The organism is Spirosoma agri, assembly GCF_010747415.1.
GTDB lineage: Bacteria > Bacteroidota > Bacteroidia > Cytophagales > Spirosomataceae > Spirosoma > Spirosoma agri.
In genome coordinates this window covers 162,204-177,714 of sequence record NZ_JAAGNZ010000004.1, presented here as the reverse complement: position 1 = coordinate 177,714, position 15,511 = coordinate 162,204, and the positions used below count along the sequence as shown (strand labels likewise).

The 15,511-nt window shown below is 50.2% G+C and carries 16 protein-coding genes and 1 pseudogene; 7 read left to right on the top strand and 10 right to left on the bottom strand.

The window, feature by feature from the left end:
- Positions 1-8 precede the first annotated feature (8 nt).
- Positions 9-506: an aldo/keto reductase gene (locus GK091_RS26310; protein ID WP_317166363.1), complete on the bottom strand. Its 498-nt coding sequence runs from the start codon at positions 504-506 to the stop codon at positions 9-11.
- Here GK091_RS26310 and GK091_RS29750 point away from each other — a divergent pair.
- Positions 507-710 (top strand): annotated as a pseudogene (locus GK091_RS29750) (NrtR DNA-binding winged helix domain-containing protein); the annotation flags it as partial.
- 432 nt (positions 711-1,142) lie between these two features.
- Entirely contained in the window at positions 1,143-1,835 is a 693-nt protein-coding gene (locus GK091_RS26305) for a recombinase family protein (RefSeq protein WP_164043739.1), read from the top strand.
- An 11-nt stretch (positions 1,836-1,846) separates the two neighbouring features.
- On the opposite strand, the gene GK091_RS26300 is transcribed toward GK091_RS26305, so the two are convergent.
- The 3 genes from GK091_RS26300 to GK091_RS29740 all read right to left on the bottom strand — a co-directional run bounded on the left by GK091_RS26300 (position 1,847) and on the right by GK091_RS29740 (position 3,178).
- Positions 1,847-2,077, bottom strand: a complete 231-nt coding sequence (locus tag GK091_RS26300) for a hypothetical protein (RefSeq protein ID WP_164043716.1) — start codon at positions 2,075-2,077, stop codon at positions 1,847-1,849.
- Positions 2,078-2,780: 703 nt separating this feature from the next.
- Positions 2,781-3,026, bottom strand: a complete 246-nt coding sequence (locus tag GK091_RS29745) for a T9SS type A sorting domain-containing protein (RefSeq protein ID WP_317166362.1) — start codon at positions 3,024-3,026, stop codon at positions 2,781-2,783.
- 2 nt (positions 3,027-3,028) lie between these two features.
- Positions 3,029-3,178 carry a hypothetical protein gene (locus GK091_RS29740; protein WP_246202430.1) on the bottom strand — a complete coding sequence of 50 codons (150 nt, stop codon included), beginning with the start codon at positions 3,176-3,178 and terminating at the stop codon, positions 3,029-3,031.
- 554 nt (positions 3,179-3,732) lie between these two features.
- Between GK091_RS29740 and GK091_RS26290 the strand changes: the two genes are divergently transcribed.
- Together GK091_RS26290 and GK091_RS26285 are read left to right on the top strand one after the other, a co-directional pair.
- Positions 3,733-4,269: a hypothetical protein gene (locus tag GK091_RS26290; protein ID WP_164043715.1), complete on the top strand. Its 537-nt coding sequence runs from the start codon at positions 3,733-3,735 to the stop codon at positions 4,267-4,269.
- 394 nt (positions 4,270-4,663) lie between these two features.
- Positions 4,664-4,897, top strand: a complete 234-nt coding sequence (locus tag GK091_RS26285) for a hypothetical protein (RefSeq protein WP_164043714.1) — start codon at positions 4,664-4,666, stop codon at positions 4,895-4,897.
- Between the two features lie 41 nt (positions 4,898-4,938).
- Here GK091_RS26285 and GK091_RS26280 read toward each other — a convergent pair whose 3' ends face one another.
- Positions 4,939-5,232 (bottom strand): DUF6169 family protein, encoded by a 294-nt coding sequence (locus GK091_RS26280; protein WP_164043713.1) that lies wholly within the window; start codon positions 5,230-5,232, stop codon positions 4,939-4,941.
- Positions 5,233-5,365: 133 nt separating this feature from the next.
- A complete protein-coding gene (locus GK091_RS26275) occupies positions 5,366-5,521 on the bottom strand; it encodes a hypothetical protein (protein ID WP_164043712.1) in 156 nt (51 codons plus the stop codon).
- Positions 5,522-6,376: 855 nt separating this feature from the next.
- Between GK091_RS26275 and GK091_RS26270 the strand changes: the two genes are divergently transcribed.
- The 3 genes from GK091_RS26270 (at position 6,377) to GK091_RS26260 (ending at position 10,535) form a co-directional block, all read left to right on the top strand.
- A complete protein-coding gene (locus tag GK091_RS26270; protein ID WP_164043711.1) occupies positions 6,377-7,216 on the top strand; it encodes an oxidoreductase in 840 nt (279 codons plus the stop codon).
- A gap of 375 nt (positions 7,217-7,591) precedes the next feature.
- Positions 7,592-8,653 (top strand): helix-turn-helix domain-containing protein, encoded by a 1,062-nt coding sequence (locus GK091_RS26265; RefSeq protein ID WP_164043710.1) that lies wholly within the window; start codon positions 7,592-7,594, stop codon positions 8,651-8,653.
- Between the two features lie 34 nt (positions 8,654-8,687).
- Positions 8,688-10,535: a serine hydrolase domain-containing protein gene (locus GK091_RS26260; protein ID WP_164043709.1), complete on the top strand. Its 1,848-nt coding sequence runs from the start codon at positions 8,688-8,690 to the stop codon at positions 10,533-10,535.
- 41 nt (positions 10,536-10,576) lie between these two features.
- Here GK091_RS26260 and GK091_RS26255 read toward each other — a convergent pair whose 3' ends face one another.
- The 4 genes from GK091_RS26255 to GK091_RS26240 form a co-directional block, all read right to left on the bottom strand.
- Positions 10,577-13,312: an ABC transporter permease gene (locus GK091_RS26255; RefSeq protein WP_164043708.1), complete on the bottom strand. Its 2,736-nt coding sequence runs from the start codon at positions 13,310-13,312 to the stop codon at positions 10,577-10,579.
- Positions 13,300-13,638, bottom strand: coding sequence for a PadR family transcriptional regulator (locus tag GK091_RS26250; RefSeq protein ID WP_164043707.1), 339 nt, complete (start codon positions 13,636-13,638; stop codon positions 13,300-13,302). Before GK091_RS26250 ends, GK091_RS26255 begins: the two co-directional genes overlap by 13 nt.
- Before the next feature lie 314 nt (positions 13,639-13,952).
- Complete coding sequence (locus GK091_RS30155; protein WP_394351902.1) at positions 13,953-14,216, bottom strand: hypothetical protein; 264 nt, start codon at positions 14,214-14,216, stop codon at positions 13,953-13,955.
- 331 nt (positions 14,217-14,547) lie between these two features.
- Entirely contained in the window at positions 14,548-15,468 is a 921-nt protein-coding gene (locus GK091_RS26240) for a helix-turn-helix domain-containing protein (protein WP_164043706.1), read from the bottom strand.
- Between the last annotated feature and the right edge of the window lie 43 nt (positions 15,469-15,511).

Here is a 15,511-nt window from a genome sequence, read left to right as displayed (position 1 = left end):
GGTAAGTTTCATTTCTTTACCGGTGCTTCTACATTAGAAAACGCAAGTACCATTTGCGGCAGACGGTCACCCTTAACTTCGATCTTGGCTAGTTCGGTATTAAATTGCTTGAGCTCATCAGCCGTAAACGGCGCATTGGTTGACCCAATGTTCTCCAGCATGTGCTCCATCTGGGTAGTTCCGGGAATGGGCACAATCCACGGTTTCTGCGCCAGCAGCCAGGCAAGTGAGATTTGAGCGGGCGTTGCTTTTTTTCTAACAGTCCAGCTTTTTACCAAAACCACGAGTGCCAGGTTATGGGGGAGATTCTCGGGCGAGAACCTGGACTCTATCCCGCGGATGTCGCCGGGAGCGAACCGGGTATTGGCGTCGATGGTTCCGGTCAGAAAACCCACGCCAAGCGGGCTCCAGGGCACAAAGCCGATGCCCAGTTCCTCACAGAGAGGAATAATCTTCTCTTCCGGGCCACTCCAGATGAGCGAGTATTCGTTCTGAATAGCCGTCACCAAAAGTTACTGGGTTTCAATCTGCTACCCGAAACATTCACGATGCGGGAAGTACAGGAACTCTATGAAGCCGTTTATAATAAAGCGTTTGTTACATCCAATTTTCAAAAGAAAATACTGGATTTGAATGTATTAGAACGCCTTGAAAAGAAATTTACGGGTGCCTCTAACAAAGCTCCCTATCTATATAGGTTTAAGAAGTAAGGGGTTCTCCTGTGTACTAGTTTAAGTATTAATAACTCACCATTCCCGCTGTTAATCAAAATTGAAGGTTTTTCTGAACGGTGATTGGGTAGGAGATGAGTGGATAAAACGGGCATTTACGCGCGTGTTTATGCCTTGTAGAATGAACGACCTTGAATATATTTAAGCCATAAAGTAATCAACTTATGGTCTATTACGAGGTTCAGTTTCTTTCACCGGTTCACGGTAATTGGATTACGGTAAAGGAATTTGATGATTCCACTGGCGCACTTTTGCCTTTATCTGACTCGGCCGAGCAACTGAGTTCAGACGAAGCGGAGATGCGCTTACTGACTCTTACCAAGAAATATCCATTCCTCACGTTTCGAATTAATAAATTAATCCTGTAGGAGCATGGCTACTAAATCAACCGCTCGACGGACCATTCAATTGATGGCTGGTACCCGACCGGCTCCGGTTAAGTATGTGGCCTATTATCGGGTATCGACCAGAGCGCAGGGTAATTCGGGTTTAGGGCTTGATGCGCAAAAAGCATCGGTGGCCGCATTCGTGAAGGGGTCGGACCATCAAGCAATGATTGTGGCGGAGTTCACCGAAGTTGAATCCGGGAAGAACAACCAGCGTATTCAGCTGGCAGCCGCTATTGATCGATCAAAAAAGGAGGGGGCTGTTCTGGTCATCGCTAAACTTGACCGATTGAGCCGTAACGCTTCGTTCATCTTCACACTGCGGGATTCGGGCGTCAACTTTCAATGTGTCGATATGCCAGACGCTAATACATTGACCATTGGTATCTTCGCGACACTAGCCCAGCATGAACGCGAGTTGATCAGCTCACGGACTAAGGCAGCACTGCAGGCTAAGATAGCTCAGGGTGCCGTATTGGGTAACCCCGAAAATCTTACCGATGAAGCCAGACGAAAAGGAACCGAAGCTACCCGGCGCAACGCTCAGGCTAACCGGGATAACCGGCGCGCTACAACAGTAGCTGAAATGATGCATAAAGCGGGTAAGAACTATACGCAGATTGCGGATCACCTCAATCAAACGGGATTTCGTACTGTTCGGGGCTGCGCGTTCCAGGCTACGCAGGTAATGCGATTGATTAAGCGGAGTTTACCATAGACTGTAGTACCCTACTTCTTCAACCGCTTAATCTCCGCCTGTTGTTGCTCGATCTGCTCCCGCTGTTTTTTCATCATACTGCTATAAAACAAAACCTGCTCCTGGCAGGCCTTTATCTGCTGCTGCTGTATTTTGTCTCTGATGCCGGCAAATTTGGCGTCCGACTGCATTTGCGATAGTTTCAGGTAGCCAAAAATCGCCAGCATGAAAAAGATGAGACCAGAGAGGAGATAGGGCTTCATAAGGAGGGCAAGTTATTGAGTTTGCCTATTCGTAAAGTACACGATTGATTCGTGTTTGCGCAAGGGTATGAACAGCCCAGCTTAGACAAACTATACCTTTACATATACATAAAAGTAAGGCACTGAGGATGCAACAGCTCAATACCGGCGAGCTGGTGCAGGCTATATTGAAGCGGAGTATATAGTTTTTGACTACTTGGTGGAGGTAAGACCGTCTATGGGCAAATTGAGTGGCCAAGAGTTTGATTCAGTCAGACCACTTTTCCTCCCTCATGTTGAGGTACAGTGTCCGCTGTCCGTGACTCTATCATAGCCTGTTGATAATCGTCAGGTACGGCAGTTGTATTCGTTGCAGATGCTTGGAAAATCAATAACTATTTCGAATCGTCGCTTCTGAGAGGCTGATTGATTAAGCTGCAATGAATCAGGGACGATTTTCGTAACAGCACTAGTATATGACAGGAAACGAAAAAACCTCGCTGACTGAATCAGTGAGGTTGCAAAAACGTAACAGAATAAAAACGCCAGCTAGACTGCTTTATTGTGTATGCTGAAACAGGATAAGCTTTATTTGGCACTTTTTTGCCTTCTCATTTTCAACCATATAAATCCTGATGTTAACGGGGTCCACTGTCTGTTGCTCACTCACTGTATAGTATATCGTAGTGCACACTTGCTTATACATAAAACGCTGAAACCGGTATTAGTTGATGGCTACCAGGCGGCTGGGTGAACTAGATAGCTTCGTGGTTGGTGTCACGGTCTGGGTTGAGGTATCTATCCCGTTTGAAATCTCCAGCTGATAGGCACCTTTGGGCAAATCGCTCATGTTCAGGCTAATCCGCGATTTCTTCTCGTTCTTACTCAACTGTTGATCGAACAGGGCCTTGCCAGCTGCGTTTTTGAGTTTGATATCAACCGCACCCGTCGTTTCTTTATCGAGAGCGATGTTCAGATTACCCGCCCTGTTGGTGTAGATGCCGGTTTATAGGTGGTAGCTGTGTCCGCCTGTTTGCCAGGATTGGTTTTAGCCAGTGAAGCCGAGACGGTAACTAAACTTAAGGTGAAGGTAACGAGCAGGGAGTTGAAGAGCGTTTTCATGGTCCTATATGGGTTGGTTTCTGAGGTAAAAGCGAGTCGGGTTGTTCCCGATCGATGAACCAAAGGTATAGGCTATGGCTGGCACTGTGTATAACAAACTACCGGAATAGTCTGGCGGCTGGATGAGTGGCTGACAGGAAGGCCGACTGAGGAAACGGGCCGAGGAAATGACCCAGAATAGTCACTACAAAATCCTGTGCAGCGATTACGAACGAATAAAATAACTGTCACATCGTCCTGACGAGCGAAGATTAACCAGAACTAGCTTGTCTTATTAGGCTAGGGTAATGGTTGGGTTCCTGGCAGACAGATTGTGTAAGCATTCTTACCACGAGAAGCTATTCCAGGATCAACCGGCCCTTATACGCCCTGAAAACAAGCCTGATTGTCCCTGGAAAGAAAGAGGAACACCCAGACACGGTTAGGAAATAGGCCGAAACCAAGCCGTCTAACGACGAGTAAAGTATCCCGAAGAAGGGCTTCTAAGTTATAATAATGTTTGCCTATATAGCACAAAGGTGACGTCAACCAATCAACTGTCCCGTCCTCATCAGATGATAAACAACTACCGCTTAACCTTCATCCTGCTTTGTGGTCTGTACTCGACTAGTTTCGCACAGGATGGAGACCGGAACAGCGACTGGCAGAAAGTGGCCAGTGCGCACCACCAGAAAGGAGGGGGGCTAACTGGGGGTGGACTCACTATCGTTGGGGCTCAGGCCAAACTAGGCAAGTTCGTTGCCAACCGTACCTGGATCGGTCTGGAAGGTGAGGTGCATAATTTCTTTTCACAACGTCAGGAAGCGGGCCTTTTTGCCCGTTATTACTTGTGGAACGGCGGTTTCGTGTCGGGGTTCTCGGAGATTGGCTTCTCCTATGGTCGTTTCAAGGATTGGGTGTGGGATCTTGACCTGGGCAGCGAACCCCCTAAACCATTCTACAGTCCTAAGCTGAACGCGGGCTTTGGTCTTGAGTACACCCTGGGGAAACGATTCTCCCTGGAAGGGGTCGCTAAAGCAGGTAAATTAACACAGGTCAACTGGATTCAACCAAGTTTTCAGGGATCAGTCAATTTCTACTTCGGACGCTAGACCTGGCTTACCTGATGTGTAGACTCTTGTATGACAGGAAAAACTACGCACCTAATAAATGTCAATAGTTATTAGGCAATCGCATAATCATTTCTTGATTACCAGTAGTTTATATGGTTGATTAGTGACTTTTCCCTCTTACCATCTATGAAAACGATCGCTGCTTTATTGGTTAGTTCGCTGACCGCTTCAATCACCCTGGGCCAATCATGGGCTGGTTTTTTGTCGCTGGCCATTGCTCAGTAAGCGTTCTCCGATCATAGCAGTTTTTGAGAGAGTGCCTTGCCTGATTTTATTCGGAGGTCTTTCTAAACGGTGCCGGGTAGGAGAGGAGATGACGCAGAACAGACTTTTTCGCGTTTACTAAACTCGATCCGTATAATCGTTCAGCGTTTTGACTCTTTACACCGTTCAGTTGGCCGAGATCAGTATGGGCTACGGAACCCCTGTTAATCAATCTCCGCCTTTCAGTAAAGCCATACGTTTAGCTTCTGGTTCGGCTAAAGAGGAGTTATCAGTGAGCACACAGGTGGGGTTGCTCAACCGGTGGACATTGCTGGTTATGGGCGGCCCACTAGCATACGCCAGCAACGCATCTTTGCCCGCTCCAGCGGGGCCAACCCGGTGAAACGACGAGCTTGACGTATAAAAAGGTCGTGTGCAGACCAGTTATTTATTCTGTTCAACGGCTTGCAAGATCGCTAACTCGACGCGCCAGCTCTCCGGGAGATCTCGCCGAACGACAGCCGACATATATAAGCGTTGCTCAGGATACTGGAAATCGAATTTGTTAAAGCCTTTCTGATGGCGGGAGAACCATTGGCCAAATAAGCGGCTTCTGACTCGCTCCTGATCGTTCTCTGTACTACACACGTAAAGCAATACCGCTTTGGGAACGGACGCAAAGAACACGTGTAATGCCTGAATGATTGTTGGCTCGATACGAGGATCTTTTCGGTCCAAGGAGCCAGTTACTGGCAGAATAGAGAATGAATAAACCGAATCCGCAAAAGGAGTGTCGGGCAGATACGCTGAATCGGACGTGAAGTCTAAGCGGTAAACAGCTCCTCGTTCGGTTATAAAAGCAAAGCCTGTTTCAGTCTCGCTTAGTGGGTATGGAGAAGGGTTTGACGAACTTAATGCCGACTGGTTTTCTAGACTCATCGCCACTTTGGTAATAGGCTTCTAACTGCTTTTTGTCCTGCATCAGCTTCTGAGCCAGGTCCACAAGACGTTTTGTTTTCGTTGCCATAGCAATTTGTTGTGTTTATGTAGTCTATGGGCACTTCAGATTCTTTCTAACTACTTGTCAGTGTCGTAACGACACAGTAAAGAAACGCAAATTTTACGTATTTAGTTGACGTGGCATGTAGACGCTTATTGACCCGCTGACAGGTGACCCCCGTTGTCAATGATGGGTTGACTAGACATTAAGCTTCTTTAAGCAAGCGCGAACAGATAATGGCCGCCACATCACGCTTTGGTAATAGCAGTCACCCTGCCAATGGTATTGAGCCTGATGGAAGTAGTTTTGAGCCGACCCACGATTAGGCGTTGTTTAATGGTCAACTAAAATGGGCCAACAGCAATTCGTTTTAATAACGCAAACTGGGTTTAACTAGTTGGTGAACTGACCTGTAGATCAATTTTCTCGAGCGCTTTATCGTAGACATACTGATCGTCGATGTTGGTTCGCCAAGCCGTAGTTCGGTCATCAAACCATTGCATGTGGTCACGATAAAAAATGGCAATACGCCAATTTTTGGCTAGGGAAACTGGTGTCAAGAACCGGCACCTCCATGCCTTTTAGCGTTCAGTGAAGCCATAATGTGCTAGAGTGTACTTAATTGCCTGATCAGGCTCGTGACCTTTAGCCGATAAAGTCGAGCAGCAGTTTGCGCACAAGCGAGTTGCCGTTATCGGTACAACAGCCATCGATTACAACGTTCGAAGCCCGAACGCTCGCTCTTCAGTTATACGAGGTGTTGCTGCCAGCTCCACTCATTCCCACCAAAATTTAGTCCGTCATTACGCTCAGTTCATTAAACGGCAAACACTTCCGGGGGATTACTGGTAGTTATCATACAAGCAAATAACGCATTTACAAATGATCAAGAATTGGTTTATAACGGGCGTCAGCACGGGTTTCGGTAAATACCTGGCGGAGCTAGCCTTACAGAGTGGGGACAAGGTAGCCGGCACGTTTCGTAAACAAAGTCAGGCGGATGAGTTTAGCCGTAAATGGGGCGAAAACGGCATCGGTCTCATCGTCGATGTAACCAACGAGTCGCAGGTCAAAGAAGCGGTAGCAGCGGCTATCGATCAGTTAGGGCACCTGGATGTAGTGGTAAACAATGCCGGCTACGGCTCACTGGGTGCCATCGAAGAGATTGACGATGCCGAGGTGCAACGTCAATTCGATAGTAATGTGTTTGGTCCCCTACGCGTGATCAGAGCCGTGCTGCCCCATTTACGAGCGCGTAAAAGTGGGCACATCATTAACGTGACCAGCATCGGTGGCCTGACTACGTTTCCCAGCGCCGGAATCTATCATGGTTCTAAATTTGCTCTCGAAGGCATCGGCGAGAGTTTAGCCAAGCAGGTGAAGCCGCTGGGCATCCATGTTACAAACGTAGAGCCTAGTGGGTTTCGAACAGATTGGGCTGGCCGTTCGGCAACGTATACAAAAGTGGCGATTGCGGATTACGAGCCTACGGTTGGTAAGGCGCTTGAGTCATCCAAGCAAAACAGTGGGAAGCAGGCGGGCGATCCGCAACGGGCGGCTCAAGCGATGTATGATCTGGTGCGCATGGACAATCCGCCGTTGCATCTGCCGCTGGGCAAAATGGCCGTGCGGGAAGCCCTTGCCAAGTTCACCGATCTCAAAACGGAAATCGAGACGCATGCGCACATCGGCAACAACGCTGATTTTCCGGAAGCCAGCTAATGTTTGTCTGTCTACTTACTAATAACTGCCAGCTAATGGGTGGTTTTTAGAGTGGCCAAAGTGATTCGAGCAAAGGTCGGCACTGTTGGTAGTGCCGACCTTTGCTTATCAGCTCATTGTTGGCTGTCCCGAGAAGAAAACTCCCCTGTTCGCTCGACAAGCCCACGCGACTGGTTCGCTGTCGATAAACCCCTGGCCGTAGCGGATGGTGATTGGCTAGCTGACAATCGGTTTCTGAAGCCGACTTGGCACCAACCCCATTAGTGCACTTGGTTTAGTTGCCACTGCCCTTTAGATAAATCAGCATATGGCAACCTCGGCCAATCGGTCCAATCATTAGCTTTGTTAAGCACTTTGCTAGCCGATTCCGCCCCCGTGAATGTTTATTTAGACCTGAGTAACCTGTTCAATCTCTTCTGCATCGTGCAGGGATTGACAACGACGGCCCTGCTGTTTTATCGAACTGAGTCTCCCGCGAACAAGTGGCTGGCCTGGCTTATGGCCGGACTTACGCTTCAGGTTATCGATTATTTTCTGACGCGATCAGGCGTATATTGGACGCACAAGTGGTTGTATTTTCTGCCTTTGTTTTACTCGTGGAGTTTTGGGCCGTTGCTCTATACCTACGTGCGGGCGCGGGCAGGGCAGGCGGTCTCATGGCCATGGTGGTGGTATATGCCGGTGCTGATTCAGGGATTGTTTTATTTGATCCTAACCATTCAGCCCTTCGACAATAAGGCCTGGTTCTGGATTCATGTGCATAAGCCCTTTACCCGGTACATAGACTATTACGGAGCCTCCGCTTTACTGCTCTATGCGATCTACCGAAGTCGCCCGTTTGCCACTGATCGGTGGTTACGACTTCTGTTAAACGGGCTGGGTATTTTTTATGTGATTGCGGTCATTGAACCGCTATTCAATCACGCCTATTTGCCCGACAACTGGCCCAAGTTTTACCTGACTTATCAAGTTTTGCCCCTATTTGTCTACGCATTGGCTCTGATTGGGCTGCTCTATGGCCGGTTTGGCAAAACGGAGCGACTATCCTCAACACTCACCCAGCAGCCCGTAACGCCCCATCAGCGTGACCAGGTGCTGTGGGCCATTCAGCAGCAGCACTTGTATAAAGATCCTGACCTCTCACTGGCAGCACTGGCCAAATACATCGGAGAGTCCCCTAACGTGGTGTCACGTATTATCAATAACGGGTTCAATCAGTCGTTCAACGAGTTGATCAATGCCTACCGGATCGAAGAAGTGAAACGACGCATGGCTGCGGGCGATGCTGACCGGGTTACGATTCTGGGCATCGCTCTGGAGGCAGGCTTTGCGTCGAAGACAACATTTAATCGAGTCTTTAAGGAGACGACCGGCTATACCCCAAAAGAGTACGTAAAGATGTCCCAAATCACACTTCGGGACGACGCAGCCACCTAAAATGGCGAATTTTGACCAATCAATCAGGTCCATCATGGCAACTACATCGTCCCGGCTTTGTCTCTTCAGTCTTGTCCTTTATGGTTTGTTTTCAGCCTGTAACATCCTCGCGCAGCCACCCAAACGGGTTCAGGATCGTATCGCAGCCGTGGAGAACAGCCTGATTCCCTACGTTCCTGTGGTGGGACTGAAGGGTTGGACCCTTCAGGATCGCATGCGGCTCTATAAAGTCCCCGGTGTTAGTATCGTTGTGATCCGCAACTATAAAATTGACTGGGCAAAGTCGTACGGCCTGGCCGATACTACGGCTCATTTACCTGTAACGACCAAAACGCTGTTTTCGGCGGGGTCAATCTCGAAACTTGTAGCGGCAGTAGTAGCGCTCAAACTCGTTGAACAGGGTCAACTTACGCTGGATGTCCCCATCAATACTTACCTGAAATCATGGCAACTGGGTGAGAACGACAAAACCCACCAAACGCCCGTTACCCTTCGAATGCTGCTGAGTCACCGGGGTGGCACGAGTCAATCGGCTTATTTCGGGTTTACACCCGACAAAAATCCATTGCCCTCGGTGCCCGCTATTCTCGCCGGCAAGCCCGGCACTGACAGTCGGCCCGTGGTGGTCAACGGGGAGCCGGGTAAGGGGTTCAATTACTCGGGTGGAGGCTATCTGGTCGTCCAACTGGCCATGATGGATGTGACGGGGAAAGACTTTGCCAGCCTCGCTGATGAACTGATTTTTCGTCCCCTTGCCATGAGGGGAGCCTCGTTTGCCCAACCGCTACCCCCCCCGCTGGCGACCCGGTTGGCGTGGGCCTACTCGCCCAATGGCTGGTTTAAGGGAATGCCATACCTGTATCCGCAACAGGCCGCGGCTGGCTTGCACTGTACCCCAACCGATCTGGCCAAACTCATCATTGATCTTCAAAACAGCTACCGGGGTAGGGGTAAACTGCTGAGTCAGGCGTCGATGAAGGCAATGGTGACGCCATTAGCGCCGGTTTCGGACGGATTTATTAACGAAGAGATTGGTCTGGGCGCTTTCTTGCTGCAACAGAAAGGTAACACTACTGAACAAGGTCGTTATTTTGAACATACCGGGACCAATGCCGGCTACCTTGCCTACGCGCTGGGTAGTGTGGTCGGGGGCAACGGGGTGGTGGTGATGATGAACGACAATGCCGGTGCCAGCGAACTTGGTAAAGAGATTCGTCGGGCCGTGGCGCAGGTATATGACTGGCCGGGTTTCCTACCCCAACCACTCGTGCCCAAATCCCTGCCCGACTCGCTGCTGAATGCGTATGTCGGACGATATCAGCGCGGCCCCGATGAGGTGGTAACGATCCGGCGGTCGGGTGATCTGCTACTTGAAACCATCAACAACGGCAACGATATCATTTGTGTACCCGTTGGCCGCGACACCATTGCATTGACCGACTACACCGCCAAAGCGTACTTTAGTCGGGCCACGCTTGGTCGGGCCACGCGAGGCAAAGCGGATTCACTGCGTTTGGAATGGAACAAAAAACCCTGGCCACGACTGGCGGAAGGGATTTATCTGCCTAACGAACTGGTCCGCCTGGGGCGCTTCAAGGAGGCTATGGAAGGTTATCGGGCAATGAACCTCAATGTCTATCAACTCACATATCTGGCCTATGATTTTACCAGTAACCGACCGGCCAACTTACCTGCTGCTGAGGAGGTGCTGGCCCTGGCCAAAGAGCTGTACCCAAAAGAAAGCATTATCTACGCTCGTTACGGAGATCTGTATCAGAAGCAGGGTAATCGACGTAAAGCGATTATGGCTTACCAAACGGCTCTGGAATTAGACCCGTCGGATCAGGACAGCAACGCTAAATTGATGCTGTTAAGTCATTGACCATATCCCCAACAAAGTATGAAGTAGAGCAAAACAGCCGCTTATTCCGAGCGCAGGCTCTTGACCGGGTTCGTCAAGACGGCCTTTACACTCTGAGAACTGACCGTTAGCAGGGTAATTACCAACGCGCCCCCACCCGACACCGCAAAAATCCACCAGGAGATTGCTGTGCGATAGCTGTACTGCTGAAGCCAGTTAGAGAGAACGTAATACGCAATCGGCGTGGCCACGAAAAATGCGATAGTGACCAGTATAACAAACTCTCTGGAGAGTAACCCCCACAGATGCAGCGCGCTGGCTCCCAACACTTTGCGCACGCCAATTTCTTTGGTACGCTGCTCAGCGGTGAAGGAAGCCAGCCCGAATAACCCTAAGCAGGAGATAAAAATAGCCAGAATAGCCAGCACCAAAGCCAGACGGCCGATACGAGCTTCGGTCTTGAACTTCTGGGCAAATGTATCGTCCACAAAGCGGTAGTCGAAGGGGGCATTGGGATTCAGTTGATTGAAAACGGCCGTCACCTGTTTTAGCGCATCGGCAGTGGCTACGGTGGGATTAAGCCGGAAGGTAATCGTACTCACCATCGTATAGCTTAACTGAAATACGGTAGGCATCACGGGGTTGTAGGGCGATTGCATCAGCAGGTCTTTCACAACGCCCACCACATGCCGGGGTGGTTGCCCCTGCTCCCGGATGAGCGCACCGATAGGCTTGCTCAGGCCCATCACTTTCACCGCTGACTCGTTCAAAATAACACCGTTGGAATCCGAACGATAGGTACGGGAAAAGTCGCGCCCGGATACTACCTGAAACCCCACGGTTTTACCGAAGTCGTGGGTGACGCCCACCCGCCCAATGATCGGTTTTTTAGTCGGTGCTTTATCCGGCCATTCGTACATGTAGGTGTTCGACCAAACGGCGGTGAGAGGACTCAGTGACTCCGCCATGTTTAGCACCGCCCCGGTCGCCAGCAGTTCAGCCCGTAGCCGATTGTAGTTATGGTAAAGTTCGGGAGTGTTCATGGCCAGATCGATCAAGCCCGACCGGTTATACCCGATGGGGCGGTTGTTGGCAAACTGAATCTGTCGATAGACCACCAGCGTGCCGATCATGAGCGCCACTGACACCGTAAACTGCACCACGACCAGCCCCTTGCGCGGGGATATCACCCAGCGGGTCTTGGGTAAGCTCAGGCGACCTTTTAGCACCCGAACCGGCTGAAAAGACGACAGAACGAAAGCGGGATAACTGCCCGCCAGCAGAGTCGTGCCGCCCATGAACAGTAAACAAATCAACCAGAACCAACCCGCATTCCAGGGCAGCCGAACGGACTTGTCGGCCAGCGTATTGAACCACGGCAGCGACGCCCATACCACCAGCAAACTCAACCCGAACGCCAGCACGACCATCAGCAGCGACTCCGTCAGAAATTGACCCGCCAGCTGCCCGCGCTGACTGCCGACAGCTTTGCGGATACCGACCTCTTTGGCTCGTTTCCCGGCGCGGGCGGTGCTGAGGTTGACAAAATTAATACAGGCCAGCACCAATACGAACCCACCGATGAGTCCAAACAGCCATACCAACTGAATCTGCCCCCCTGCCTGATCGAACAGCGATCGAAGGTGCCAGTCGCTCATAGGCATCAGGGTAAGCTCCGGCTGGAAAGGCTTGCCATCAACCCCTCGTCGGTTGGCCACCACCCGCTTGATCTTCGATGAGACCGCGTCGAAACGGGCTTTATCGTGCAGTTGAACAAAAATAAGCCAGGCGTTATTAGCCCAATCCGTTCGGCTCGCTCCAACCCACTCGTTTTCTGTGGCGTAATAGGCCAGTGGTGTCAGGAATTGCAACTGCTTGAACTGCGTGTAGAAAGACGTATTGGCGGGCAGGTCTTCATACACCCCAGTTACTACCAGGTCATTTTTACCATCAATCCGAACCAGCTTACCAACGGGGTTGACCTGGCCAAACAGCGCCGTTGCGGTAGAGGCCGACAACATGATGGATCGAACGTTCTGTAGGCCGTCCTGCACACCCTGACGCATTTTCAGGGAAAACATGCGCGTAAACTGAGGCTCAACGGCATTTCCGTGCCGTGCGATTTTCTGGTCGCCGTACGCTAAAATACGCTCATCATCCCACGAGGAGGCTGCCACTTCTTTCAGGTCAGGATAGTCTGCCCTGAGAGCGTCAGCCAGACCCAGCGGCAGACCATCCTGGGGTTCGCGTTGTCCGCTGAAGGTCTGGTACATGATAACCTGCCCCAGTCGGTCATGGTGGGCGAACGACCGATCGAATGTAAGTTCATCCCGAATCCACAGGCCCGTAAAGATAGCTACGGCCATACCCAGGGCAAGTCCGCCCATGTTGATGGCCGAATAGACTTTATTTCTGGCCACCGTTCGCCAGGCGATTTTGACGTAGTTGCGAATCATAACTGGTTGTAAACTAGCGGTAATGCGAACGTCGACCCAGCGGCCTTCCGATGGTTGGGCTGGCTGTTGAGGATAGGTACGCGATCGTTTGATCACGGAGCTGGTGAAGGGCCGAATCAGTCGGACGACCGCTAACCCATACCGCCAACGAGCGGCCCGTACACCACTGGTTTTCAGCCAGTAGGCGTACATTTCAAGCAGGTCCCCCTGTAGCTCATCCGCTGATCCGGGCGGGCTGAATTGGTTCAATAACCAGCTAGCCCAGCGTGGGGGTCGCCGGGCCGATGGTCGGTTCTCCAGCGGTTTTGAATGGCCTCTCTTATGGTTGGTTAAACGCCCCATAGCTGTAGGATTGGGGTTGGAATCTGATCCCATAGCTGGGCCCGAACCTGTCGACACTCGATCAAGGCCCGCTGGCCAGCCGCGGTGACGGTGAACAGGCGCTTTTGGCGACCACCCCGCTCGGCGGTCGCCCCGCCCATCTGCGAAGCGACAAATCCTTTTTCTTCCAACCGTTGTAACGTAGTGTGGACCGTAGGAAAGCTGATGCTTCGGCCCATTTGCTGGTCAATCGTTTGGGTGATCGAAGCACAGTAGGCAGACTCCTGTAGTGCGGCCACCGTCAGCAAGACAACTTCCTCCAATTCTCCCAAAAAGACTCGTTTCATAACCAAAAGTGTCGGTCAGTGGGTGTTTGTATCATTAGTATAGCTTTTGCCGTACAAATACCTGACCAAATTTTCAAAAATGGCTCAATTAGCTTGAACGGGCTACTATGCGTCTACTGTCGGTGATAATATGTCCAGAAGCGGACAAATGCCCGTGCAAAAACGGACAGGGTTTTCGCGTTTCTCTAAACGCTCGTTTGCGGATTCAGTACATAAAGCTATAGTCGTCTCAGCAAAGAGGCTTTAGTCCATTAGGTTGCGGTTAACAAATGCGGTGTAATCTCATAGCAGATGCCCTTCAACGTGTCGACGCTCTAATCGTAAACACCACGTTCTAACAGACTAAATGTACGGGTAGTGCAATCAATTTGGGCCATTGATCCGTAAGGAATGGTGAAAACGGGGCAGGTGTGGCCAAAGTCCATTTCCGTGATTACAGGCATATCCGTCAAATTCTCTTCGCGTAACACCTTTAGCAATTCCTCAGTATACTCGTTGACATAGTCGTTGTTATCAGGCCTTCCCAGAATAAGTCCACTGGCTGTCTTCAAAATGCCTTGTTCCGCATAATTGCGCAACCACCACCGAAAATAGTCGGGCTATGATCTGGCATCCGATGTTTCAAAGAATAAGATCGAATCGGTCCACAGCTTTTTGTCAGGCCAGAATTCAGTTCCTTTTAACGACTCTAAAGCCTCCATAGTCCGCAAATAAATCCGTTTTGATAGATCAGTAAAGTCAAGTTTATCTAAACAGATCACTAAAACTATTGACTCACCCCTACTTGACTGGCTTTTTATAAACTAGCCGACAAACCATAAATTGACTCCTACCGATGGTAACAAAACGGGGAAAAGTTTAGACAGGGGCCGGTTGAGTCATCTTCACTAATTACGGCAGCATTCTCCATCAATTGTCGGTGAATGATTGCCGGAAGGCTACCGGTGACAGATTGGTCTTGGCTTTAAAAAATTTACTGAACGATTGGGGATGCTCAAAGCCTAAATCATAGGCAATTTCGCCAACCGATCGTTCCGTCGTGGATAACTGCTCTTTGGCCCAACCAATTTGTCTGTCGTGGATGTGCTGCTGGGCCGTTTGTCCGGTCAGTACTTTGAGTAGGCTGCTCAAATACCGGGGGGAAACATCCAGCGCTTCCGCTAAATAATCAACCGTGGGTAACCCGGTTCGAAGTCCCTGCTGATTACTCAGGTAATTCGTCAACACCCCATTCAATCGGTCCAGAAGCGCGTGATTGGTGATCTGGCGGGTAATGAACTGACGATGGTAAAACCGCTCGCCGTACCCTAATAGCGTTTCAATCTGGGAGTGGATAATACCCTGACTAAACTTGTCAATGCGGGCCTGATACTCTAGCTGAATGGTCTCAAGTATACTATTGAGTATGGTCTCTTCCTTACTAGACAAAAATAGGGCTTCGTTGACCGAATAATCAAAGTAGTCGTATTTCCGGATGGTTTTAGCTAGTGGGCTATTCCATAAAAAGTCGGGATGGATCAGCAGCATCCAGCCCGAACGCGGACTTGTAGGGGCTACATCGACTTCAATTCGGAATACCTGGCCAGGGGCAATAAAAAACAGGACACCTTCGTCAAAGTCATAGGATTGCTGGCCGTATTTAAGCTTGGCACCCACGCCCCGTTTGAGGGAAATCTGGTAAAAATCCAGCACCCAATTGACTTGGTTCATGTCCGGCGACCGCTGAACAGCTTTGAAATCAACGATGCTGATAAGTGGGTGTTCCGGTGGGGGCAGACCTCGCAGTTGGTGAAATTCACTGATGGTTCTGATGCGTTGAAGAATAGCCATAGTAAATTAATCAGGGAATGCGTATGTGAAATAATTCGGGGGA

Excerpts from the sequence above, each read along its gene's own strand:
- GK091_RS26275 (WP_164043712.1), bottom strand. The coding sequence starts at position 5,521 with ATGGCAACGAAAACAAAACGTCTTGTGGACCTGGCTCAGAAGCTGATG.
- GK091_RS26300 (WP_164043716.1), bottom strand. The coding sequence starts at position 2,077 with ATGAAGCCCTATCTCCTCTCTGGTCTCATCTTTTTCATGCTGGCGATT.
- GK091_RS26260 (WP_164043709.1), top strand. The coding sequence starts at position 8,688 with ATGGCAACTACATCGTCCCGGCTTTGTCTCTTCAGTCTTGTCCTTTAT.
- GK091_RS26240 (WP_164043706.1), bottom strand. The coding sequence starts at position 15,468 with ATGGCTATTCTTCAACGCATCAGAACCATCAGTGAATTTCACCAACTG.
- GK091_RS26270 (WP_164043711.1), top strand. The coding sequence starts at position 6,377 with ATGATCAAGAATTGGTTTATAACGGGCGTCAGCACGGGTTTCGGTAAA.
- GK091_RS26255 (WP_164043708.1), bottom strand. The coding sequence starts at position 13,312 with ATGGGGCGTTTAACCAACCATAAGAGAGGCCATTCAAAACCGCTGGAG.
- GK091_RS26250 (WP_164043707.1), bottom strand. The coding sequence starts at position 13,638 with ATGAAACGAGTCTTTTTGGGAGAATTGGAGGAAGTTGTCTTGCTGACG.
- GK091_RS29740 (WP_246202430.1), bottom strand. The coding sequence starts at position 3,178 with ATGAAAACGCTCTTCAACTCCCTGCTCGTTACCTTCACCTTAAGTTTA.
- GK091_RS26305 (WP_164043739.1), top strand. The coding sequence starts at position 1,143 with ATGGCTGGTACCCGACCGGCTCCGGTTAAGTATGTGGCCTATTATCGG.
- GK091_RS26290 (WP_164043715.1), top strand. The coding sequence starts at position 3,733 with ATGATAAACAACTACCGCTTAACCTTCATCCTGCTTTGTGGTCTGTAC.